Annotated in this window: 24 protein-coding genes, 1 tRNA gene and 1 pseudogene; 16 read left to right on the top strand and 10 right to left on the bottom strand. The window is 42.1% G+C overall.

Annotated elements, in window-relative coordinates; genetic code table 11:
* The first annotated feature begins 128 nt into the window (after positions 1–128).
* From AC2VE5_RS11800 to AC2VE5_RS11810, 3 genes are read left to right on the top strand one after another with little or no spacing between them, the layout of a single operon-like run.
* Positions 129–1028 carry a Ycf66 family protein gene (locus AC2VE5_RS11800; protein ID WP_486887937.1) on the top strand — a complete coding sequence of 300 codons (900 nt, stop codon included), beginning with the start codon at positions 129–131 and terminating at the stop codon, positions 1026–1028.
* 58 nt (positions 1029–1086) lie between these two features.
* Entirely contained in the window at positions 1087–1653 is a 567-nt protein-coding gene (locus tag AC2VE5_RS11805; protein ID WP_486887938.1) for a biopolymer transporter Tol, read from the top strand.
* A 23-nt stretch (positions 1654–1676) separates the two neighbouring features.
* On the top strand, positions 1677–2201 hold the full coding sequence (locus AC2VE5_RS11810) for a TolB family protein (protein WP_486887939.1): 525 nt from the start codon (positions 1677–1679) through the stop codon (positions 2199–2201).
* A gap of 56 nt (positions 2202–2257) precedes the next feature.
* Here the strand turns inward: AC2VE5_RS11810 and AC2VE5_RS11815 are convergent, their stop codons facing one another.
* On the bottom strand, positions 2258–3259 hold the full coding sequence (locus AC2VE5_RS11815) for a succinate dehydrogenase/fumarate reductase iron-sulfur subunit (RefSeq protein ID WP_486887940.1): 1002 nt from the start codon (positions 3257–3259) through the stop codon (positions 2258–2260).
* A 786-nt stretch (positions 3260–4045) separates the two neighbouring features.
* Here AC2VE5_RS11815 and AC2VE5_RS11820 point away from each other — a divergent pair.
* Together AC2VE5_RS11820 and AC2VE5_RS11825 are read left to right on the top strand one after the other, a co-directional pair.
* Positions 4046–4447: an AbrB family transcriptional regulator gene (locus AC2VE5_RS11820; RefSeq protein ID WP_486887941.1), complete on the top strand. Its 402-nt coding sequence runs from the start codon at positions 4046–4048 to the stop codon at positions 4445–4447.
* 129 nt (positions 4448–4576) lie between these two features.
* Positions 4577–5452 carry a CPBP family intramembrane glutamic endopeptidase gene (locus AC2VE5_RS11825; RefSeq protein ID WP_486887969.1) on the top strand — a complete coding sequence of 292 codons (876 nt, stop codon included), beginning with the start codon at positions 4577–4579 and terminating at the stop codon, positions 5450–5452.
* Here AC2VE5_RS11825 and cbiE read toward each other — a convergent pair.
* Genes cbiE through AC2VE5_RS11840 form a run of 3 tightly spaced genes read right to left on the bottom strand, consistent with a single transcriptional unit; the run spans position 5418 to position 8050 of the window.
* Entirely contained in the window at positions 5418–6662 is a 1245-nt protein-coding gene (gene cbiE / locus AC2VE5_RS11830) for a precorrin-6y C5,15-methyltransferase (decarboxylating) subunit CbiE (RefSeq protein ID WP_486887942.1), read from the bottom strand. The genes AC2VE5_RS11825 and cbiE overlap by 35 nt on opposite strands.
* Positions 6655–7260, bottom strand: coding sequence for a cobalt-precorrin-8X methylmutase (locus tag AC2VE5_RS11835; protein WP_486887943.1), 606 nt, complete (start codon positions 7258–7260; stop codon positions 6655–6657). The genes cbiE and AC2VE5_RS11835 overlap by 8 nt, the downstream gene beginning before the upstream one ends.
* A gap of 7 nt (positions 7261–7267) precedes the next feature.
* Entirely contained in the window at positions 7268–8050 is a 783-nt protein-coding gene (locus AC2VE5_RS11840) for a DUF1868 domain-containing protein (RefSeq protein ID WP_486887944.1), read from the bottom strand.
* Positions 8051–8131: 81 nt separating this feature from the next.
* On the opposite strand from AC2VE5_RS11840, the gene holA reads away from it, so the two are divergent.
* The 6 genes from holA to dnaG all read left to right on the top strand — a co-directional run bounded on the left by holA (position 8132) and on the right by dnaG (position 13555).
* Positions 8132–9112 (top strand): DNA polymerase III subunit delta, encoded by a 981-nt coding sequence (gene holA / locus AC2VE5_RS11845; RefSeq protein ID WP_486887945.1) that lies wholly within the window; start codon positions 8132–8134, stop codon positions 9110–9112.
* Positions 9113–9267: 155 nt separating this feature from the next.
* The gene (locus AC2VE5_RS11850) at positions 9268–9708 is read left to right on the top strand and encodes a DUF4168 domain-containing protein (protein ID WP_486887946.1); all 441 of its coding nucleotides are present in this window, start codon (positions 9268–9270) and stop codon (positions 9706–9708) included.
* 11 nt (positions 9709–9719) lie between these two features.
* The gene (ureE, locus tag AC2VE5_RS11855; RefSeq protein ID WP_486887947.1) at positions 9720–10163 is read left to right on the top strand and encodes an urease accessory protein UreE; all 444 of its coding nucleotides are present in this window, start codon (positions 9720–9722) and stop codon (positions 10161–10163) included.
* The gene (locus tag AC2VE5_RS11860; protein WP_486887948.1) at positions 10150–10824 is read left to right on the top strand and encodes an urease accessory protein UreF; all 675 of its coding nucleotides are present in this window, start codon (positions 10150–10152) and stop codon (positions 10822–10824) included. Before ureE ends, AC2VE5_RS11860 begins: the two co-directional genes overlap by 14 nt.
* A gap of 37 nt (positions 10825–10861) precedes the next feature.
* On the top strand, positions 10862–11458 hold the full coding sequence (gene ureG, locus AC2VE5_RS11865; RefSeq protein ID WP_486887949.1) for an urease accessory protein UreG: 597 nt from the start codon (positions 10862–10864) through the stop codon (positions 11456–11458).
* Positions 11459–11527: 69 nt separating this feature from the next.
* The gene (gene dnaG, locus AC2VE5_RS11870) at positions 11528–13555 is read left to right on the top strand and encodes a DNA primase (RefSeq protein ID WP_486887950.1); all 2028 of its coding nucleotides are present in this window, start codon (positions 11528–11530) and stop codon (positions 13553–13555) included.
* A gap of 16 nt (positions 13556–13571) precedes the next feature.
* Here dnaG and AC2VE5_RS11875 read toward each other — a convergent pair whose 3' ends face one another.
* Positions 13572–14078, bottom strand: a complete 507-nt coding sequence (locus tag AC2VE5_RS11875; protein ID WP_486887951.1) for a pentapeptide repeat-containing protein — start codon at positions 14076–14078, stop codon at positions 13572–13574.
* A gap of 14 nt (positions 14079–14092) precedes the next feature.
* Here AC2VE5_RS11875 and AC2VE5_RS11880 point away from each other — a divergent pair, with 14 nt between their 5' ends.
* Entirely contained in the window at positions 14093–14497 is a 405-nt protein-coding gene (locus AC2VE5_RS11880; RefSeq protein WP_486887952.1) for a YraN family protein, read from the top strand.
* Here AC2VE5_RS11880 and AC2VE5_RS11885 read toward each other — a convergent pair.
* Positions 14489–14878 (bottom strand): hypothetical protein, encoded by a 390-nt coding sequence (locus tag AC2VE5_RS11885; protein WP_486887970.1) that lies wholly within the window; start codon positions 14876–14878, stop codon positions 14489–14491. The genes AC2VE5_RS11880 and AC2VE5_RS11885 overlap by 9 nt on opposite strands.
* Before the next feature lie 174 nt (positions 14879–15052).
* On the opposite strand from AC2VE5_RS11885, the gene queA reads away from it, so the two are divergent.
* On the top strand, positions 15053–16183 hold the full coding sequence (gene queA, locus AC2VE5_RS11890) for a tRNA preQ1(34) S-adenosylmethionine ribosyltransferase-isomerase QueA (RefSeq protein ID WP_486887954.1): 1131 nt from the start codon (positions 15053–15055) through the stop codon (positions 16181–16183).
* Here the strand turns inward: queA and AC2VE5_RS11895 are convergent.
* From AC2VE5_RS11895 to AC2VE5_RS11910, 4 genes and pseudogenes are all read right to left on the bottom strand, one after another.
* On the bottom strand, positions 16170–16586 hold the full coding sequence (locus tag AC2VE5_RS11895; protein ID WP_486887971.1) for a secondary thiamine-phosphate synthase enzyme YjbQ: 417 nt from the start codon (positions 16584–16586) through the stop codon (positions 16170–16172). The genes queA and AC2VE5_RS11895 overlap by 14 nt on opposite strands.
* Entirely contained in the window at positions 16586–17662 is a 1077-nt protein-coding gene (locus AC2VE5_RS11900; protein WP_486887955.1) for a glycosyl transferase, read from the bottom strand. Before AC2VE5_RS11900 ends, AC2VE5_RS11895 begins: the two co-directional genes overlap by 1 nt.
* Before the next feature lie 11 nt (positions 17663–17673).
* Positions 17674–17901, bottom strand: a pseudogene (locus AC2VE5_RS11905) (anion transporter); the annotation flags it as partial.
* Positions 17902–19083: an aminotransferase class V-fold PLP-dependent enzyme gene (locus AC2VE5_RS11910; RefSeq protein WP_486887957.1), complete on the bottom strand. Its 1182-nt coding sequence runs from the start codon at positions 19081–19083 to the stop codon at positions 17902–17904.
* Between the two features lie 89 nt (positions 19084–19172).
* Here AC2VE5_RS11910 and AC2VE5_RS11915 point away from each other — a divergent pair, with 89 nt between their 5' ends.
* The 3 genes from AC2VE5_RS11915 (at position 19173) to AC2VE5_RS11925 (ending at position 22161) form a co-directional block, all read left to right on the top strand.
* Entirely contained in the window at positions 19173–20690 is a 1518-nt protein-coding gene (locus tag AC2VE5_RS11915) for a TM0106 family RecB-like putative nuclease (protein ID WP_486887958.1), read from the top strand.
* An 87-nt stretch (positions 20691–20777) separates the two neighbouring features.
* Entirely contained in the window at positions 20778–22007 is a 1230-nt protein-coding gene (locus AC2VE5_RS11920; RefSeq protein WP_486887959.1) for an esterase-like activity of phytase family protein, read from the top strand.
* An 80-nt stretch (positions 22008–22087) separates the two neighbouring features.
* Positions 22088–22161, top strand: a tRNA-Asp gene (locus AC2VE5_RS11925).
* The last annotated feature ends 36 nt before the right edge of the window (positions 22162–22197 follow it).

Below are 22197 nucleotides of genomic sequence, written 5' to 3' on the forward strand. Positions count from 1 at the left end.
CGACTAGCAGGGAATATTTCTTTATATACTTTAGATAGAACTTGGTTCCCTTGGGGTTGAAAGTGCAACTAGACTAGAGATTTTATTGACAAGTAGTTAACATAGATTTGAGTCTTGGTAAAACAGTAATGGTAAATTTTGGGCTGAACTGGGCTAGTACACTTGCTCAGGTGAATTTTGGGGGTGGGACGCACACCCTACTGGGTATTTTGTTGGCAGTAGCCGGGGCTGCGTTGTACTTTCTGCGCTCGGTTCGCCCAGAACTCTCGCGGGATCACGATATCTTTTTTGCTGCTGTAGGTTTAGCTTGTGGAATCATTTTAATTACCCAAGGATGGCGACTAGACCCAATTTTAGAATTTGGTCAAGTGCTACTAATTGGTTCTACAGTGTTTTTTGCCGTTGAGAGTATCCGCCTAAGAGGCATTGCTACCGAGCAAGCCAAGCGCAACACAAAAATTGTAGACGACGATCGCCCCGTAAGCAATTACTATCAGCAAGCAGAAATAGATGAATTAGAAGAATTTGATTACGATCGCCCAGCACGTCCCCGGATTCCTGGAAGTCGAGATCCAGTAGCCCGGCGCTCGGAGGAGTCTTACGAAGACGAAACTCCTCGCCGCCGCCTCCGCAACGATAGTTATGAAGATGAGTCAAATCGGCGCTCCGCTAGCCGGGGAAGTGTGGACAAGCTCGGACAAGCAGATAAACCGCGCAAACGGCGCTCGTCGCCCTCACGGGTAGAAACTCGCTATCAAGATGAATGGGATTCGCCCAAAAATCCAGAGGAAGAATGGAGTAATTCTAGCAGTACCAAAAAGCGATCGCGTCCTAATAACAATTCCCCTACGCGAACTTCGGAAAACATTGATACCCCATCTCCTAGACCGCGAAAGCGCCGCCCAACTCAAGAGCCAGGGCAGCGTAGAGATGACGATGCTATCCCTACAGACTACGTAGATTACAAGCCTATCGATCGCTCAAATGATGAGAATACAGATACATCCACAGATTTTGACCAGTTTTAGACGAAATGAGTAAAAAGAACTCGCCTCAAATTAGCAGTGAGGGGAAATCGATAAAACTGTGAAGAAGTTTTGCCTACAATTACTCCAGCGCTGGTGGCGTTGGAGTTTTAGCTTGAGTTTAGTTTTTTTAATCGTCGCTTGCAGTCCGGGGGTTGAAACTATTATTAGTTCCGGAGCGCTAAATAGTCGCTATACCGACGAACAACCAGCCTTAAGCGGTAACGGGCGGTATTTGGCGTATGTTTCCAACCGCGCAGGAAGTCGCAATATTTTGTTATACGACTTGCAGTTGCAGCAATTAGTCCCGTTACCGCGCTTAAATCGGCGCGAAACCATTGTCGAAAATCCCAGTATTAGCTATACAGGGCGCTACATTGTGTATGTGACAAGCGATCACGGTAGACCAATTTTAGTGTTATACGATCGCGTTACTCGTAATCCCCAAATACTCAACCAATGGTATCAAGGCTGGGTACGCAACCCAAATATTAGTCCTGATGGCCGTTTTGTTGTTTTTGAAGGTAGCCGTCGCGGTCAGTGGGATATTGAAGTATTAGATCGAGGTACTAATGTAGAATTGGATCTTCCTGATTCTCCGTTACCGGGAATATCCCCTAACCCGTAAAGGTAAGGCGGATTCTAATATTTATGATCCGATTTATTTTGGCGCTAATAATTGTTTTGATTAGCTTCCTAAGCGGCTGTACAAGCTATTCGGGCTTATTAAACTATCCTTTCGATCCAGGAGGGAAAAGCCTAAATAGTCCTAGTGGCGATATTACTCCTCGAATTGCCGGAAGATACATTGTGTTTACAAGCGATCGCGCTGGTCGTCAAAATGTCTATTTATTTGATACTGTTGCCCAAAATTTAGTCGATTTACCAGGCTTGAATCAGTTTGATACAATTTCTGCCAACCCAGACGTTTCCAGCGACGGGCGCTACATTGTGTTTATCGCTAGTCGCCAAGGACGCACGGGAATTTTTGTTTACGATCGCGAACTGCGTCAGTCGCGCAATCTTACCGCCAATCTCGCCGCCCAAGTTCAAAATCCTACTATTAGCAGTGATGGCAATACTATTGCTTTTGAATCTAGCATTAATGGTCAGTGGGATATTTTAGTTTATAAACGTTCCGGAGAAAGGTTAAACGTCCCTACTGAACCACGTTAATTGGATTTAATTCATCTTTAGTATAAGTAGGTATATAAAGCAAAATTTGCGCTCGCCTACTCAGGACTATCCTTTTTTAGTGATTGTACAGATTCAATTAGTGACTTTACTTCCTCAGTCCCTTCTGAAGGCTCAAACTTGAGTGGAAACTTCCCTCTAGCCAACATTCTCAATCCCAAGGGAGCAATGCTCAGCAAGCCTCTAATATCGCGTAAATAATTGCCCACTACTTGCAAACCAAAGGCTCGCTCGTCAATCCAACCACCTTGCTTGACTAATTCTATTAATACTTGACGGTGGCGGATTTGGCGGCTATTTTCTACTTCTTTATCTGCTAAAATCTCTTGTTTGATTTTGGTAATTTGATCTAATGGCGCTACTTCCATCGGACAAACGCTATTGCAGTTAAAACAACGAGTGCAGCCCCAAACTCCTTGCGTACCCTTGTTTGATTGTGCTAATCGATTTTCAGCTTCCCTATCGCGATTATCTGCGACCATGCGATACGCTTTAGCTAAAGCATGAGGACCTACAAATTCGGGGTTGACTTCCCTGGCATTGCAAGCTGAATAACAAGCACCACACATAATACAATTACCATTTTGGTCAATTTTTGAGCGTTGTTGGGGTGTTTGCAAAAATTCTCTTTCTGGAACATTTACCTCGGTACTAACGTAAGGTTTTACAACTTCTAAGTGGTTCCAGAAGCTGCTCATATCCACTACTAAGTCTTTGATTACAGGCATATTGCCCATTGGTGCAATAGTCATTTCTGGTATCAGATCGTTGGCTAGATTGCTTGCGCCATACAATTGCTTTACTTCACTACCAATATTTTCTTTGCAAGCTAAAGCCGAACGTCCATTAATTCGCATTGCACAGCTACCACAAATAGTATTGCGGCAGTTTTTACGAAATGCCAAAGTTCCATCTTGCTCCCATTTAATCTGGTTAAGGCAATCCAGAATAGTATTGCCAGCTTCAACCTCTAACTCGTAACTTTGAACTTGTGGTGCAGTATTGCCTGCTTGTCTAACGATTTTAAAAATAACTTGCATTTTTATAGGAAGATATTAGTGATTTTATTTACTGATGACTAAAAATCGTTTTTACCGCTTGGGTAAGTTAATCTATATTCTCTGGCTCTTTAGAACTACTCCCGTGCTGATGACTCTATTTTAAGACCCAAGCACTAAATTTTCCGAAAAAGCTCCCCTTAATTAGCCAAAAGTTTAAGTTCAATAACTAGCTTTTGCCCCAAGCTTATAACTCTATTTTCGTTTCGTAGGTTTATGATTATTGGCTGGAGTGCCTATTACAAGCTTATTAGCACCACTGTTAAGATTAAAAAGTGTTTGGGCTATAAAGCCTTACTACTTGTAGGTAGGTTTTTTAAGCTCATCGCCTTCATTTTCAGCGTCAGTAATGCTAGCGAGAACAACTACTAGCAAATAATTTTGTATCAATAGATATATCTTGAGACTGATGTTTATCTATAAGTTCACTTGAATGCAGCTAACCTGTAGTAAGTTAATTTCTTGGTAATTTTAAGTACATTTATCTTAATCTTAAAATTGGGTAGTAAGAAAAGATGTATGTGAAAGCTTAGAGAAGTAAGTAAAATTTCAAATGTAAAATTTCTCTATTGCTATAAATTGACTTGAATAGGGTAAACTTTATAAACTATCGATTGACTTAATAACTTTAGTAAAAGCAGACTAATATGTAAGTAGACAAGAAAAAATGTGTAAAGAGAGAGATTTGAGGCTATATTTTTTATAAGTGAATGAAATATCATAAGCCACGGTTTATTTGTTTGGAAATTGTAAGGATACTTGAGTGAGATGACTACTGAAACTTCACCATTAACAGGAAAAGCACTACTGCAAAAGGTTAAAGAACTCTCTGACTTGCCGCGTCGAGAAAGAGCCAAGCGTTGCGGATATTACACCGTAACTAAAAACAATCAGACTCGTGTTAATCTAACGGACTTTTACGACGCATTGTTAGCAGCTAGAGGAATTCCTCTTAGCCCCGAAAAACCAAAAGATGGACGTGGACGGGAACCAACGAACAAAGTTAGCGTACACAAAAACTATCAAATTGTGATTGGTGCAACCTACACTCAGCAAATGGGTTTGAAAAGTGGAGACCAGTTTGAAATCAAGCTAGGTTATAAGCATATCCACTTAATTCAGATTGACAGCGACAAAGATGGTAGCGATAGTGATGAGGATGAAGAATAAATAAATAGAGATGTAGTGGAGCGAATAACTACTGGGATAATACTGGAGAATTGGCTAGGAAAAAATAGGAAGTAGTAGCTCCTGCTAGATTTTATTAATTTCAGCTTGGAAAACTATCACAGTGTGATGATGGGATCAATGTTGGATTTAAACTTAGCAGAGATTATTTTGCTAGATTTTTTGATTGCAATACCTTCATCACTGCTTCAAGTGACAATTTTTTTTGGTGCTTGGGTGTGTTTGTGGTTGCCATTAGCAGTTGCAAGTACAATTATTTTGCAAAAAGATAAGGCGACTTCTGCAAGTTGGCAACCATTTAGACCCATAACCGCAGAGCAAAAATTACCCTTACTAGCATCACTTTATCTAATAGCTCCCTTGGTGTTGTGGGGAGCTAACAAAATATTTGATAATTCTTTTTATAGTTATGGCGTAATCTGGGATTGGTCAAGTTTACAATCCTTGGGTATAGGATTTGTCCTTGGCATAGTTGGTTTAGCAATTTTATTTGGATTGCAGACACTACTTGGCTGGGTAAAGTGGCAAGCGATTGGAAAGGAAATCGTATTAATTACGCTACCAATTTTGTTATTAGCAGTTGGGATTAGCGCTATAGAAGAGTTAATATTTCGCGGTTTTTTGTTGACGCAATTGCAGCAAAACTACTCAATATATTTAGCCGCAGCAATTGCAAGTGTAATTTTTGCCGTACTGCATTTAATTTGGGAACAAAAAGAAACCATACCTCAGTTGCCCGGTTTGTGGTTAATGGGCATGATATTAGTTTTAGCAAGGTACGTAGATCGGGGAAACTTGGGCTTAGCGTGGGGATTTCATAGCGGACTTGTTTGGGCGATCGCCACAATCGACACGGCTGGATTGATAACCTATACAGGGAAAGTACCCGAATGGGTAACGGGGAAGTATGGCAAGCCTTTAGCAGGAGTCACGGGAATTAGTTTTTTACTCGCTACAGGAGCAGTTTTGTGGCTGGGGAAGCAGTAATAATTGTGACGGGATTGAGGGGAGAAAAGCGCGTCAAGTGGGCAACGGGTACGGAGCGAGATAGTTGTACTTGCAATAGTTGATAATTCCAATCGCGATCGCCTAGCCATGACAAAGCCATAGTTAAGTGTTCCACCGTAGCTATTGCTAAAACTATTACGCCTTGAGGTGAGATGCGATCGCCAGCATTTAATATTTGGCTCAAATTTCCGCCACTACCACCAATAAAAATGCGATCAGGATTAGGTAAATTAGTTAGAATATCTGGCGCAAAGCCTTGAATTGCCTCAACATTATCTACTTGAAAACGGCGGCAATTTTGAGCAATTAACCCGTAGCCTACAGCAGTTTTTTCGATCGCATATACTTGGCAATCGGGGCATAAACGCGCAATTTCGATAGATACTGAACCCGTACCAGCGCCAATATCCCAAATTACTTGTTTTGGCTGTAAAGCAAGTTCCCCCAGTACCAATAGCCGGATTTCTCGCTTAGTCATTAAGCCGGGGCGATCGCTAAAACCTAAAAAATGGCGATCGCTGATGCCAAAATGCGGTAATTTTGTGATGTCCAAGTCGATTATTTCGGCTTGGCGAAGTAAAACAACTACATTTAACGGCGCAAAAGTTCGCTCTATTAGCTCTGTTGCCGAAAAACAACTAACTTGCTCGTTGTCGCCGCCCAAATTTTCGCATACCCAGAATTTGTAAGGAGTGGGTAAATCTAAAGCTAAAAATAACCGCGCGATCGCACTTGGGGTATTGATCCCATCTGTCAGTACGGCAATTTTTTCTTTACCTTGCTGCAAAACTTGAACTAATTGGTCGCTAGAACGCCCGTGGACGCTTACAAAACACCCATCTTGCCAGGGAACTTTAATCCGGCTAAAAGCTAACTGTACGGCGCATAAATGCGGGTGAAAAGTCAAATTCTCCGCAGGCAATTCTAATAACAGCAACCGCCCTAAACCAAAAAATAAAGGATCGCCTGTAACTAAAATTGCAATACATTCATCTACCGAGGTGCGAATCGCCTCAATTGCTTGGGTAAAGTCGTCAAGAGTTAGTTGCTGGGCGGGGTGAGTAGGAAAATAACTAAAATGGCGACTACTTCCGATTAATAATGTGCCGCGATTAACTCCCTCGCGTACTTGCTCTGTTAGCCCCGCCACGCCATCTAAGCCAATCCCGACTACATGGACTTTACTCATCCCAGGCGATCACAATTAAAGCATTAACAATCGCTGCGGCTACAGGGGAGCCACCTTTGCGCCCTTCAATCCGAATTTGATTAACAGCAGTATTTGCTAAAGCAGCTTTTGATTCTACAACTGAAATAAAGCCAACGGGTGCGCCAATTACCAAGGGGGGAGTTATGCTGGTAAATTTTAACTCGTTGCATAGTGCCAAAAGCGCCGTAGGAGCATTGCCAATCGCATAAATTGCTTCAGGAAATTGTCGCCAACACTCAATTAAACCTGTTTCAGTGCGGGTTTTGCCAGGAAGTGCTACTGATGCCTGCTCTACAGCGCTAATTATCGGGTTATTAAAAGTTTGAGCGACTAAATTCACTATGCCTTGCTTGACCATACTAACGTCAGTAATAATTGGTACGCGACGGCGCAAAGCTGCAACCCCTTGCTCTATTGCTTCTGGGCTGAAGTAAATCAATTGTTTAAACTCAAAATCTGCCGTAGAGTGAATTACGCGCCGAATAATTGCATACTCCGCATTCGTAAAATTGTGCGTGCCAATTTCACGATCGATTGCGGCAAAACTTTGCACCATGATGGGATGAATAAATAGCATACCGCAGTTAAAAAGTCAAAATTGACCAATCTGATTGGCGGTAATAGAGTGTCATATCATCAAACTTTCGCAACTCGGCTTGATAAATTTTAAACTCTGGGTAATCTGACAATTGCTGATTTAGTTCACTAATTGTCTGGCCGAGGCGATCGCGATCTTTGTCTATTGCAACTTCCCCAAAATAGCCTAACGTAATATGTGGCGTAAAGTGATAGTGCTGTTCTAGCCCCAAAGCCGTTAGATCGGGGCTTTGATAAATTGCTCGCCGGAGATTTAATATTTGGTTGTAAGAATTTTCATTTTTTGGCACTAAAGATACACCAATTGCTCTTGGCATGACTATTATCCCCAAAACTTGCCATTCAATCGGCGTATTTAGGGTTTTTGATTGCTGATACTGCTCAAATATTTTAGAAATTGCGCTGTGTAACTGGACATCAAAATTTTCTACCTTTTCTTGGGCATAGTGATAAGCACTTTCCCAGATCAAATCTGCCAAGGTAACGTGGAGGCTACCAGGCGGTACGGGTACAATCAAATTATTTGGAGTAAGTTCAATTAGCTGCTGTTGGAAGCTGTTGAGACTTTGATAGAAATCGATGTTTTGGTTGTCTTCCTGAGCGGGGGGCGCAATTACGGTATAACCCGCAAAAGGCACAGCTTTTTTCCCACCTCCGGGAAGCACTTGAAACTTCGGCGACGGTTGGATATGCTGCACTTGCGCTTTGTAGTTTTCTGGCATCGCCAGCTTTACCACTCGATTCAAATAAGTCTGATAGTTGTCATCCAAGATCCGTCGCCTCGATTCACTTGCTAGATTTTACGCCAATTCTAGCCACATAAAATTTGTATAGCTAATAAATACTTTATTATGCCAATTTACTACTATTGGGGAGATGATGAATTTGCGATCGCATCTTCTGTCCAAAAATTGCGCGATCGCACCGTCGATCCCAACTGGGCTAGTTTTAACTATACCCAACACGTTTCTGATACTGCCGATGCGGCGATTGAAGCGCTCAATCAAGCTATGACTCCACCTTTTGGGAGCGGTAGTCGTTTAGTTTGGCTCGTAAATACTACGATTGGTCAACAATGCCCGGAAGAACTACTGACGCAATTAAAGCGTACCTTGCCAGTAATTCCTGAAACGTCAGTTTTGTTACTAACTAGCCCTAGCAAACTCGATGGACGGCTAAAAGCTACGGCTTTGTGGCAAAAGTACGCGCAAATAAAGGAGTTTGCCCTGATTCCACCTTGGGAAACCAAACAGCTAGTACAACAAGTAGAAAAAATTGCCCAAGAAGTGGGAGTAAAACTTACTGCTAGTAGCACAAGCTTAATTGCTGAATCTGTAGGCAACGATACGCGCCAACTTTACAACGAATTAACAAAATTGCGTTTGTATGCGGGAGAGTCTCAAGAGCCAATAAGTCCAGAAGTTGTTACAAATCTAGTTCAAGCCACATCGCAAACGAGCTTAGACTTAGTAAAAGCGATCGCCTCTGGAAATACCGCCCAGTCACTAACTTTGGTAGCCCAACTATTAAATCGCAATGAGCCAGCTTTAAAAATTGTTGCCACCTTAGTCGGACAATTTCGGACTTGGTTATGGGTAAAAATGATGATCCAAGCTCAAGAGCGCGATAAAAAAGTAATTGCTCAAGCGGCAGAAATTGGCAACCCCAACCGCGTTTACTTTCTTCAGCAAGAAGTCTCTGCTCTCAACGTCAACCAACTTGCGGCTACTTTACCTTTGCTGCTAGAACTAGAAGCAAGTCTCAAGCAAGGGGCGCAAGAAATGCCTTTGCTGCAAACAAAAGTTATTCAGCTATGTCAACTTTTCCTCTAAGTTAGCGATAAACTTTCTTGTATGGTAATCAATCGCTGGAACTTCTAACGCCCAAAACACTTCAAAACAAATAAGACCGCTCCGGTGTTGTAGTTTTGTAAAGCTCCGAAATTATGTTCAAATCTTATTTATCATTCCTATCTCACCCAAACCGGATGTTGTCGCGACTTTTTGTTGTTGTGTTTTTTTCGTCTCTAGGCTTGCTCTCTGGGCTTGCTCCTGAGATTTCTGGACGTTTTGGGCGGATAGCTTTTGGTAGCGCCGCTTACGCTCAAGAATTTAGCGATAGGGATATTGCCAAATTTGCTCGTGCAGCGTTTTCGATCGAAATAGAGCGCCGAAATACCGAGCAAAAAATTAAAGGTATGACTGGGGGAAATGTACCAGAAATTGCCTGCAATCAAACAGAAAGTCTAGGTAGCCTTTCGGGAGATGTCCGCAGCGCGGTGGTTGATTTTTGTAGATTTTCGGCGAACAAGATTAGAGAAAATGGCTTAGATGTAGGACAATTTAACGCCATCAAAACCAGGTATAACAGCGATCCCGCCATTAAAAAGCGAGTAAATCAGGAATTGGGTCGCTTGGGTAAGGGTTGAAATTAGTTTTTATGCTGACTTTGACGCAAATTAAGCCCTCAAATGGGTCTATGGTAGTTAACCTGACTTTAGCCCTAACGGCGGAAGAACGTACTCGCAGCCGCCACCGTTTTACAACTATAGAAGGACAAATTGTCTACTTAAATTTGCCTAGAGGAACGGTATTGCAAGATGGAGATTTGCTGCAAGATGAAGCCGAAACTGTTTTAGTGAGAGTTAGTGCCAAATTAGAGCAAGTTCTTACTATAACTGCGACTAATTCTCTAGAACTACTAAAAGCTGCCTATCACTTGGGTAATCGTCATGTACCTGTAGAAATTTCTCAGCACTATTTACGTCTAGCGCCCGATCCGGTATTGCAACAAATGCTAGAAAGGCTAAATTTTGAGATAATTTCCGAGCTTCAGCCATTTTATCCCGAACAAGGCGCGTACAAGCATCATGTTGATGGATAGTCAGATGTTGAGCTTGTTACAGCTAGTTAGTCCAGCTTTACCCGTGGGAGCGTATAGCTATTCTGAAGGACTAGAGACACTGGTAGAAAGAGGAATAATAAAGTGCGATCGCACTCTCAAGCATTGGTTAGAGCAAGAATTGAGTTATGGCGCAATTCGCATTGAAGCGGCGGTAGTGGTGCGGGGGTATCAAGCTACTGCGATCGGCGATCGCGCTGCTTTAAGTTACTGGAATGACTGGCTATCCGCCGCTAGAGAAACTAGCGAGTTACGCGCCTCTAGTTGGCAAATGGGGCAAAGTTTAATGCGATTGCTGTTGGCGATTAAGCCCGTGGAAGCGCAGAATTTTTGTTTGCAAGGTGAATGCAATTATGCAGTTTCTTTAGCAATTGCTGCCGCTTTAGAGCAAATAGACCTAAAATCGGTAATTCTTGGCTATTTGCACAGTTGGACTACTAATTTAATCACTGCGGGCGTAAAATTGATTCCTTTAGGACAAACTGCCGGACAAATTTTACTGTACGAATTACACGCTAATATGAGCGATGCGGTTACAGAAATCATGAGCTTAGAGGATGATGAGCTTAGTAGTTGCTCTTGGGGTTTATCTTTTGCAAGTATGGCACACGAAACCCAGTACACGCGCTTGTTTCGCAGTTAAAGCCTTTTAAGTTAAAATACAACTTTGGCAAATATACGTGAATGCCTTTCGTGTCGGAGTAGCGGGACCTGTTGGCTCTGGTAAAACAGCGTTGGTAGATGCTATGTGTAAAGCATTGCGCCAAGAGTACAATATTGGCGTAGTTACCAATGATATTTACACTCAAGAAGACGCACAGTATTTAGTGCAAAGTCAAGCCTTGGAATGCGATCGCATTATTGGTGTAGAAACGGGTGGTTGTCCGCATACGGCGATTCGGGAAGATGCGTCAATAAATTTAGTCGCCATCGAGCAACTAGAGCAAAGATTTTTTAACCTAGAATTAGTATTTCTAGAAAGTGGCGGCGACAATTTGGCAGCAACTTTTAGCCCAGAATTGGTAGATTTAACTATATACGTGATTGATGTTGCAGCCGGAGACAAAATCCCCCGTAAAGGGGGACCTGGAATTACTAAGTCCGATTTGCTAGTAATTAATAAAATCGATCTTGCTCCTTATGTAGGAGCCGATCTGGGCATCATGGAGCGCGATACTAAGAAAATGCGGGGTGATAAAGGGTTTGTATTTACTAATTTAAAGACGCAAATAGGAGTCGCAACGGTAATTGAATTTGTGCAGAGCTATATTTGCTAGATTCAAGCCGTTTAGAGAAAAATTGAGCGGGTAAGTTTATTTATAATTGACTATCTATAATAAAAAATTATGCAAATTCCTCGCTTGCATCCCGACACTATTGAGCAAGTAAAGCAAAAAGCAGACATTTACGATGTCATTTCTGAACACGTCGTTTTACGCAAAGGTGGTAAAGGGTTTGTAGGTTTGTGTCCTTTCCACACAGAAAAAACCCCTAGTTTTAGTGTCAGTCAATCTAAGCAAATGTATTACTGCTTTGGCTGTAATGCGGGTGGAGATGCGATTAAGTTTTTGATGGAACTACAAAAGCAGTCATTTAGCGAAGTAGTGCTAGATTTAGCACGACGTTATCAAGTAACGGTACAAACTTTAGAACCAGAGCAACGCCAGCAATTGCAGCAACAGTTGTCTTTAAGAGAGCAACTATACGAGATTTTAGCGATCGCAAGTCGCTTTTATCAACACGCCTTATACCAACCCCAAGGACAAGCAGCTTTAAATTACTTATTTTCTAGGCAACTCAAAGCTGAGACTATCCAACAATTTAACTTGGGTTACGCGCCTGATAGTTGGGAAACTTTGTATCGTTACTTAGTAGAACAAAAACGTTACCCGGTACAGCTATTACAACAAGCGGGTTTAGTTCGCCAGCGTCAAGCTGGGGATGGCTATTATGACTATTTCCGAAATCGCTTAATTATCCCCATCCTCGACTTGCAAGGGCGAGTTATTGGCTTTGGGGGGAGAAGTTTGGGAGATGAACAACCAAAATATCTTAATTCTCCAGAAACAGAGCTTTTTAGTAAAGGGAAGACTTTATTTGCCTTAGATAAAGCCAAGTCGGCAATTTCCGAACTCGATTGTGGGGTAGTAGTCGAAGGATACTTTGATGCGATCGCCCTGCACGCGGCGGGAATCAATAATGCAGTGGCTTCTCTTGGTACAGCGCTAAGTTTAGAGCAAGTTAGGCGACTATTGCGTTATAGCGAATCAAAACAATTAATTCTCAACTTTGATGCGGATGTGGCGGGTATCCAAGCGTCAGAAAGAGCGATTGGAGAAATTGCCGCCCTTGCTTATCGCGGAGAAGTGCAACTAAAAATTCTCAATTTACCCGCCGGGAAAGATGCGGATGAATACCTGCATACTTCCACCCCAGAGGAGTACAAAGAGTTATTAGCAAAGGCTCCATTGTGGCTAGATTGGCAAATTGAGCAACTAATAGGCGATCGCGATCTCAAACAAGCTACGGCGTTTCAGCAAGTAGCTAAAGCAATGGTAAAGCTCCTCCAACAAATCGATAATAGCGATACTCGCAATTACTATGTAAGTCGCTGCGCAGAAATTCTCAGCCTTGGCGATGCGCGACTTGTACCGCTACGAGCGGAGAATCTATTAGCGCAAATTTCTCCCAAATATCAGTCAAGTAAACCGATTGCTTTCAAAACTCAAAAGCAGACTAACCCCAAAGATAAAGCCTTCCCCGAAGCCTCGGAGCGCAGTCTATTAGAGCAAGCAGAGGCTTTGCTATTGCGAATTTATCTCCACTGTCCGGAACACCGCCAAGCTGTAAGTAGCGCCTTGCAAGAGCAAGATTTGCAGTTTAGTTTGTCTCATCACCGCTTTTTGTGGCAGCAAATTTTAGACGAAAAATCTGAAATACACCCAATGGAGGCGCAAGAGAGCGAAAAGTTGGGGGGAGCGGGAAATCTGTGGGGAGGGTCTCCCTCCACAGATTTTCCCAAGAGAGCGGTTTCCCTCCCCCAAGCTTTTCAAGAGAGTTTAGTTTCTCGCATCCAAACTCGCTGCTTAGAATCTGCAACAGAAATAGCCCAAGTTTCTTCCTTGTTTCACTTAGATGAGAAAACTCAGCAAGATTTGCTACGGGGTACGCAAGTAATTCAAGCTGCTACTGCTTGTATGGAAAGAGTGCTGTGTGAAAAACGCTATCGCTTGTTTTTGGATTTGTGGGAGCAAACCGATCCTGTAAACGAGCCGGAGAAGTCACAATTTTATTATCAGTCGTTATACACCGAACAAAGGCGGCTGCAAAAGTTAGACTTGATGCGCCAATTTTGTCTAACAGATTTACTGTAGTGGCGCATCTATACATTTATCTACACATCAACGTTGCGCGAGTTTCTTTCCCGGTAGTAGGATTAGTACCTTGAGCTACTTTACATAACTTGTCTTGCTCATCTTGGCGGAGCAATACATCAGTAAAATCTGCCCCGTCAATAATTGCGCCATCAAACTTAGCATTAGCAGCAAAAGCCCCAGTTAAAACAGCATTAGTCAAGTTAGTTTTAATAATTCGGGCTGCATCTAAGGTGGCATTAGTTAGATTTGCGCCTTCCAAATTTGCTGACTCCAAATTAGCCGCAAAAAAACTTACCCCTGTCAAATCGCTGTGACTGAGATTGCTGTTACGTAAATTGGCTTTAGTAAAACTAGCATCTGTCAATACTTGCCCGGAAAAATCTCTACCAAGCAAGTTTTCTCTGTTATAGTCGAGAGCGAAAGCTGGGGAAGTCGCCCAAATACTTACACTTACTAGCACCGCTAATAAACACAGTACACTTCTCAAAATCCGCTTGTATAGCACTGTTGTAGAATTCATTTTATTTTGAGCCAATGGCAAACCATCAATCATCTCATTATCTCGACATAGGTGTTTTAGGAGAAGATTTTATTGCTCAATGGTTACAATCTAGCGGCTGGAAAATTTTGGCTCGTCGCTGGCGCTGTCCTTGGGGAGAAGTTGATTTGATTGCTAATAATTGCAATTGTTTAGCCTTTGTAGAAGTAAAAACGCGCAGTGCGGGAAGTTGGGACGCAGGAGGGTTACTCGCAATTACACCCCAAAAGCAAGCCAAACTCTGGAAAACTGCAAGCTGCTTTTTGGCTACTAATCAAGAATTTGCCGATTATACTTGTAGCTTCGATGTGGCACTGGTTTATTGTAAAAAGACTTTGCCTGACCTAACATACAATTTATCTTTACAAGAATATATCCCTGCTGCCTTCCAACTAAGCTAAAGTCTCTGGACAGTAACCCAACCCTTGCACAAATTGCTGCCGAAAGGCTTCAATTTCCTCTCTTTCCGGGCTACCATGAGAAACCACTGCTACTTGATAGCGCCGCATGACATCAATGGGCGATTGCCCAGCTTCTAAGCTCCAAAGAGCCATATTTACGCGCATGGGAGCCTCGTAGGGTATGCCCAACTCATGCAAAAATGCCCTAAGATCTCCAGCCTGTTGCGAATCTAGGGGAGATGCCATTTTAATTTTGACAACCCAGCCATCAATTTGATGAATTACACTAACAAAGCTAACGGGCATTTGGGGTCTGCGATGCAGATGCTCGACAATCCTCAAGGTGAGGGTAGCATTAGCAAGATAATAAAGGTATTCCATTGCTGCTTTTTGGAGACGAGTCAATCTTACACCTCCATTGTGACAAAGCGGAGATCTTTATGACTAGGGGGTAACGCCTACTTTTAGCTGGGTAGATCTACCCAAAGTTTTTGATTTTATGTCCAATAAAAGTTTCAAAAACTATAGTTCTATAGTTTACTAATTTTCGAGATTATGCCTCAAGATTCATTTAGAGATTTTAGTCCTACTTTTGACGCAGCAAAATCGCTGAATTTTTTAGATTACTCTTTGGCTAGTTATGATTACGAACTTCCTTTAGAACAAATTGCTCAAAATCCAGCATCTCCTAGAGATAGCGCTAAGCTACTGGTTGTAGATTCGCCCACTGGTTACAAGCACAGCATTTTTAGAGATTTGCCTCAACTGCTGCAATCGGGTGACTTGCTAATAATGAACGATACGCGGGTTATTCCTGCACGGCTTTACGGGCGCAAAACTAGCGGCGCAGCTATAGAAGTTTTGCTACTAGAAGAAAAACAGTTTAATATTTGGCTGGCTTTAGTTAAGCCAGGAAAACGCTTGCAGCCAGGGGCGCAGATTGTATTTGAGAGTAAAGGAGAAAAATCTGTCACAGTTACGGTACTGGAAGTCGATGAACCAACAGGAGGGCGTTTGTTGCGGTTTGATGTCCCTAATAATTTATCTTTGCTGCAAGTAATAGACTCTTTTGGGAAAATGCCTTTGCCGCCTTATATTACAAATTCCCAGGCAGAAGATGACCAGTATCAAACAGTGTACGCTCAAAACTTGGGCGCGATCGCATCTCCCACCGCCGGACTCCACTTTACACCTGAATTAATCCAAAAACTGGCAGAATCGGGCATAAACTCGGCTTTTGTAACTCTGCACGTTGGTGTCGGTACATTTCGCCCGGTAGAAGTGGAAGACGTAACTACTCACCAAATGCACGGCGAATGGATAGAAGTTTCCGCCGCCACCGTAGAACAAATCCGCGCTACCAAAGCTAAAGGCGGGAGAATTATTGCGGTGGGAACAACGGCGGTTAGGGCATTAGAAGGGGCGGCAGCGCAATCGGGGCAATTAGAGCCGTTTTGCGGGAAGACTCAGATATTCATCTATCCTGGCTATCAATGGCGAGTTGTAGAGGGGTTAATTACTAATTTTCACTTGCCCCGTTCTAGTTTGCTGATGCTAGTTAGTGCGTTAATTGGACGACAGCGATTGTTAGACTTGTATAAAGAAGCGATCGCATCTGCTTACCGTTTTTATTCCTTTGGCGATGCCATGCTAATATTGCCAGAAGCAAAAATTACTCTCCCATAATGTGAACTACAAGTTCTCTTTGTTGGCTTCGTTCTCGATGTTCCCAGATATAAATTCCTTGCCAAGTGCCTAATACGAGCCGATTTTGAGCGATGGGTATTTGTTCTGAGGTATGAGTTAAGGCTGTACGAATATGGGCCGGCATATCGTCCGCCCCTTCGGCATTATGAATGTAGAGTGCAGATTCGGGGACTAATTTGGCGAGGAAGTTGGACAAATCTAAAAGTACGTCAGGGTCGGCATTCTCTTGAATTATCAAGCTTGCAGAAGTATGACGCAGAAATATCGTACAAAGCCCCGTTTTTACCCCTGAGTCGGCAACTATAGACTCTATTTTGGACGTAATTTTGTATAGAGACTTGCCTTTAGTGGCAATTTTGAGTAATTGTTGATGGTGCATAATTATGAAAAATAGCTAATAACCGATTGTGCGACTTCTTCATTTCCATTTTTAGCTATAGATTCGGCTTTGTGTGGTGGTTGGGGCGATTGATGTAAAAATTCCCAATTTCCCTGAAAAAACTCTACAGGCGACAGAATTTGATGTTGGGAATAGTTGGTAATACCTTCTAGCAGTAAAGCCGCTTCCGCAAAGTCATCGCGAGTCACAGTCACAATAGGAATACCCAAACGTACTGCTTCAGCGAAAGTGCTATAACCTGGCTTAGAAATTATTCTGCTACATAGCTGCATAAAGTCTACTGGGCGATATTTTCTATCAGCAATTTTAATTAAATTGGGCAAACTGGGTGCAGAAGCATCGAAGCTGATAAATTGCCAATCTGGAAAGTTCTTCAGGTTATGATAGGGTATTTGCTGCAAACCCAAGCCACCAAAGGTAAGTAAAGCTGTACGTTCTATGGGAGTAGTTATTTGCCAAGTTGCGCGCAGTTCATCCAATTGGTAGCGAGGAGAACCGCCTGTCAAACCAACATCGGTAATATTATTAAAAGCGCTCATCGGTTCGTGGAATGGTAGGCGAAACAACAAGTCGCATTGACTATAACATTCGCTCATCCAATCGCCTATTTCTCTAAATTCCTTTCCCCAATCTTGATAAATAAAATTCCAGCTAAAGTTACTCATTGCCCAGCAGGGAATTCCAGCATTTTTCGCAAATATTGCAGCTAAAGGGGGAATATCAGCCAAAATTAGGCTAACGCAATTTTGGCGAATAAAGTTGCCTTCGGAAGACACAATACTGCGCTGTTTTGCCTTAAGTGCTTGCAATTTCTCTAAAGTAGCGGCTTTATCCATTGTCAAGCTATCTGTTTGTACTACACCAATATCAAAGCTACGTGGGCGATAAATAAAATTTCCCTCTATATATGACTCCAATAACCAACGCGGTGCAGTTGTAACTATGATTAGCAATACATCGGGACAAAGTTTTTGAATAGTTGCAGCAATAGAAGCTGCGCGAGTAGTATGACCAAAACCGTGATTGGTGATAGCTATATAAATAATCGGTCTAGGCATAAGGTAGCAATTTAAATAATCCAAAAGTAAGCTATCCGCAAAGTTACCACCGTCAAAGGCAAGCCAAGCCGCAAGTGTTGCCAAAATGTTAGTTTATAACCTAATTTGCCTGCTGCTTCGACCGCAATTAAATTAGCTACCGCACCAAATAGCGCCAAATTTCCTGCCAAAGTCGAACCTGCTGCTAATAATAGCCAATATTGAGAATCTTCTTGGGGTATAAGCGATCGCAATGTAAGCTAAATATTGCTGGAAAATCTTTCGATACCTTCAACTAATCGATCTATTTCTGAGGTCAGTGTTAGATAATGAACGCAAGCACGGACGCAATCAGGGTCGAGTAATATCCGTGTCATTATTTTTTGCGCCTCTAGAAACTCTACCAATTGTCGATTTTGATTATTACTAACTTGAAATGATACAAGTCCCGCCTCTGGGGGAGATGTTCGCAAACATTTAACTTTAGGTATCTGAGTTAATTTTTCCCACAAATACTTACTTAATTGACAAATTTGCTGATAGCGTTCCTCCGCACTTCCCCATTGCTGATGAGTTGCGATCGCTGCCCTGAGTCCTGCATACTGTCCGTAAGCTGAAGTTGCTACTTCATATCTGCGTCCATCTGGTTGCCAACCTGTGGGATTTCCTCGATTGTCGATAGTAATTCCCCGCCAGCCAATAAACGTTGGCTGCAAAAACTCTCTAGCTTCTGGATGCACGTACAAGCCGCCTACACCCGCCGCACCACACCACCATTTATGTCCTGTAAAGGCATAATAATCTACTCCTAATTGGGCTAAATTTAAGGGCAAAGAGCCAACCGATTGCGCCGCATCTGCTAAAATTCTTACATTAGCGCTTTTGCATACTTTAACTATTTTGTCAAGCGGTAAAACTTGCCCAGTATTCCAAAGTAAATGACTTAATACGACAAGTCGAGTACGCGGTTTTAAATGTTGCTCAATTACCTGTACAGGATCGCCTTCATTCAAAGTAGCCATAATGGGACAAGTATCAAGTTCTACCCCAAATCTGCGCCCAATTTCCCTTACCGTAGCAATGATACCTGGATGTTCGCAGTCAGTGAGTAATATGCGATCGCCTTGTTGCCAATCGTTGCCCCACAAAGCAATATTGCAGCCCACCGTAACATCTTCCGTTAACGTAATAGTATCGGCAGAAGTATTTAGTTCAAATGCGATCGCATTTCTTGTTTGCTCGACTTCTTGAGCAATCCAACCATTAACTTTAGTTGAAAATGGTCCGTGAGTCTGGATATATTCTTGAGCATTATTTATTGCCTCAATTGCCGATTGAGGAATTGGACCTTGACCGCCATAATTAAAATAAGTCTTATTTGCTAAAGCTGGAAACTGCTGCCTGTGTAGTTCAAGCTGAGATTGGGAAGTAGAAATACTCATAAACAAAAAATAACAGCTTTCTTAACTTTAGTGGAGCAAGCTGGTAGAAAAGTAAGAATTTGCCTGCGAATTATTGTTAGGCTAGAGTCATGCTGCTTAATGCTGAATTACTATTACAATACCAACGCTGCAAGCGGAGGGCTTTTTTAGATACTAATGGCGATCTTAGCCAAAGAGATCCAGTTGGTGATGGGTTGCATAGATTAATTCAAGAAAAATTTGCCTATCAAAAATTTGTCTTAGCTCAGTACACTTATCACCGCCCAGAATATCCTAAAAATGACTGGGAAGCAGGAACAAAAGCAACCCTAGAATTAATGCAGCAAGGGGTTGAATGTATTTACAAGGGAGTAATACTTGCACCTTACTCTGAGGAAATTAGTTTACTAAGTCGTCCGCATTTATTAATTAAGCAAGAAGGACGTTCCAAATTTGGAGATTGGTTTTATCTCCCCGCAAATATTCAATTAGGCAAACGTCCCAAATTAGAGTATCAAATTGTGGCAGCGTATGATGCCGAAATGTTGGCGACTTGCCAATCCGCCGATCCTCCCACAGCTTTACTTATACTGCGGCGTACCGATGCCTATGAAGTGAATTTGAATAAATGGATTCCCCAAATGCACCTATCAGTTGAGGAGTGCATTAGTACCCTAAACTCGCCAGAAATTCCTGAAGTATTCATTTCTCGTCAAAAATGCAACTTTTGTGGCTGGCTTACTCAATGTTACGCCGAAGCAAAAGCTACTGAACATCTTTCCCTTTTACCTGGGGTAACGCCTAGTCGCTACAGCGATTTGCAAACTATTAACCTAGTTACTCTAGAGTCTCTAGCTAGAGCAAATCCCAACGAAATTGATAGTTTACCAAGTTTTGAAGGTAAAAGCGCCCAGCAATTGGTATTGCAAGCTCAATCGGCAATGCAAAATAGCCCGATTCTTTTACCTTTTGGTAGTGCTTATGAAATTCAAGCAACTTTACCCACGCCAACATCTCAAACAGTTTTACGGGATTTATTGCAAGGTAAATATCTGCCGCCAAATCCTGGATCTTTAATTGCTCCTATAGAACTTTATTTTGATATTGAAGCGCAGCCAGACCTAAATTTAGATTACTTGTTAGGAGTTATAGTTTGCGATCGCATTGCAAATACCAGCAAATACTACGCCTTTTTAGCAGAAAACCAAGCCCAAGAAGCACAAATTTGGCACCAATTCCTCGATCTAGTTGCGCAATATCCCCAAGCACCCATCTTTCACTTTTGCCCCTACGAAGTTGATACAGTCAAGCGATTAGCCAAGCTTTATCACACCCCAAACGAGCAAATATCAGCATTACTGGCAAGATTTATAGACATTTACGAACAAGTAGCACAAACGGTAGTTTTACCCACAGAAAGTTATGCTCTCAAAACTGTGGCGCGCTGGTTGGGTTTCCAGTGGCGCAACCCAGAAGCAAACGGTTCTCAGTCGATACTTTGGTACGATAAATGGTTAGAAACAGGCGATCGCACTTTACTCGATGCGATCGTTCAATACAACGAAGATGACTGTCTGGCTACTCGCCATCTCAAAGATTGGTTTGTTACTTTCCTGCAAAATTCCTAACTAATAACGCTCAGATAACCTTGCTTTAATTCCTGCTTATCTTTGTACTGATAAGGTGCTGATGTAGATTATGATGTCTCCATTTTCATGAGCAATATTACCCAAATATTTTCTCCATATAAAGTCATTGTTCTTAGTTTAATCGGTGGCGTTACCGCTACCTTACTCTCTGTAACACCAAGCATAGCTTCTACTATCAAAGATATAGATTTTATTGGCGAAGCTACGTTCCCTACCGATACGCAAGTAGAAGGAACTGAACTCGGCGGACTTTCTGGAATTACTTATGATGCTAGTAAAAATGTCTATTACAGTATCTCTGACGATCGCAGTCAAAACGCGCCTGCAAGATTTTATACACTTACTATCGAACTTGATAAAAACTCTTTAGGAAAAGTTAAATTTACTGATGTTACTTTATTAACAAACCAATCTGGGCAAAATTTTCCGGCTTTAAGTCTCGATCCTGAAGGAATTGCTTTGACGAGTAAGAATACTTTATATATTTCTTCAGAAGGTGATGCCACTGCTACTAACTTAACAAACCCATTTGTTAATGAATTTTCTTTAACTGGAGAGCAATTACAAGCGTTACCTATCGATCCCAAATACTTGCCAACTTCTCCCCAAACTAGCGGTATTCGCAATAACTTAGCATTTGAAAGCTTGACAGTAACGCCTAGTCAAAATTATCTATTTACAGCTACAGAAAATGCTTTAGTTCAAGATGGCGCTGTAGCAACAGTCAGGAATGGCAGTCCTTCACGAATTCTTAGCTACAATTTAGATACGGGTAAACCCGCCGCAGAATATCTTTACTTAACAGATAAAGTTGCTGAACCTCCGACTACGGCGGAGGGGTTTAATACTAATGGACTGGTAGATTTACTCGCCATTGACGATACTCATTTTCTCAGTTTGGAGCGTTCTTTCTCTGTGGGCGCAGGAAACACAATTAAATTGTACGAGGTGTCTCTAGAAGGGGCAGAAGATATCAGCGATATTAATAGTTTGAGTACCGCCGATATCAGCAATATCAACTCTGCTCAAAAAGAGCTTTTGTTTGATTTCGACGATCTAAATTTAACTTTAGATAATATCGAAGGTCTTACTTTTGGTCCCGATTTACCAAACGGGCGACGTTCTTTGATTGTTGTTAGCGATAATAATTTTAGTTCTACTCAGTTTACCCAAATCTTAGCTTTTAGTGTGGAACCAGTACCCGAACCTTCCGCCAGTGCTGGGTTAGCTGTAATTGCCGTTGCAGGGCTAATCGTCAAACGCAAATTTAAAATTTCTAGGCGACATTCTCACTAACGCAGACAATTAATTTTAAAGGCGATTGATTATTTGACAAACTCTCAAAAAGCTGTCAGTATAGTAAAGCCCTGAAATAAGGGACTGTAGTTCAATTGGTTAGAGCACCGCCCTGTCACGGCGGAAGTTGCGGGTTCGAGCCCCGTCAGTCCCGTTTAAGTAAAAATTAGATATCGACTCAGCCTGAATT

This window comes from Aliterella sp. E5.1, assembly GCF_057473825.1.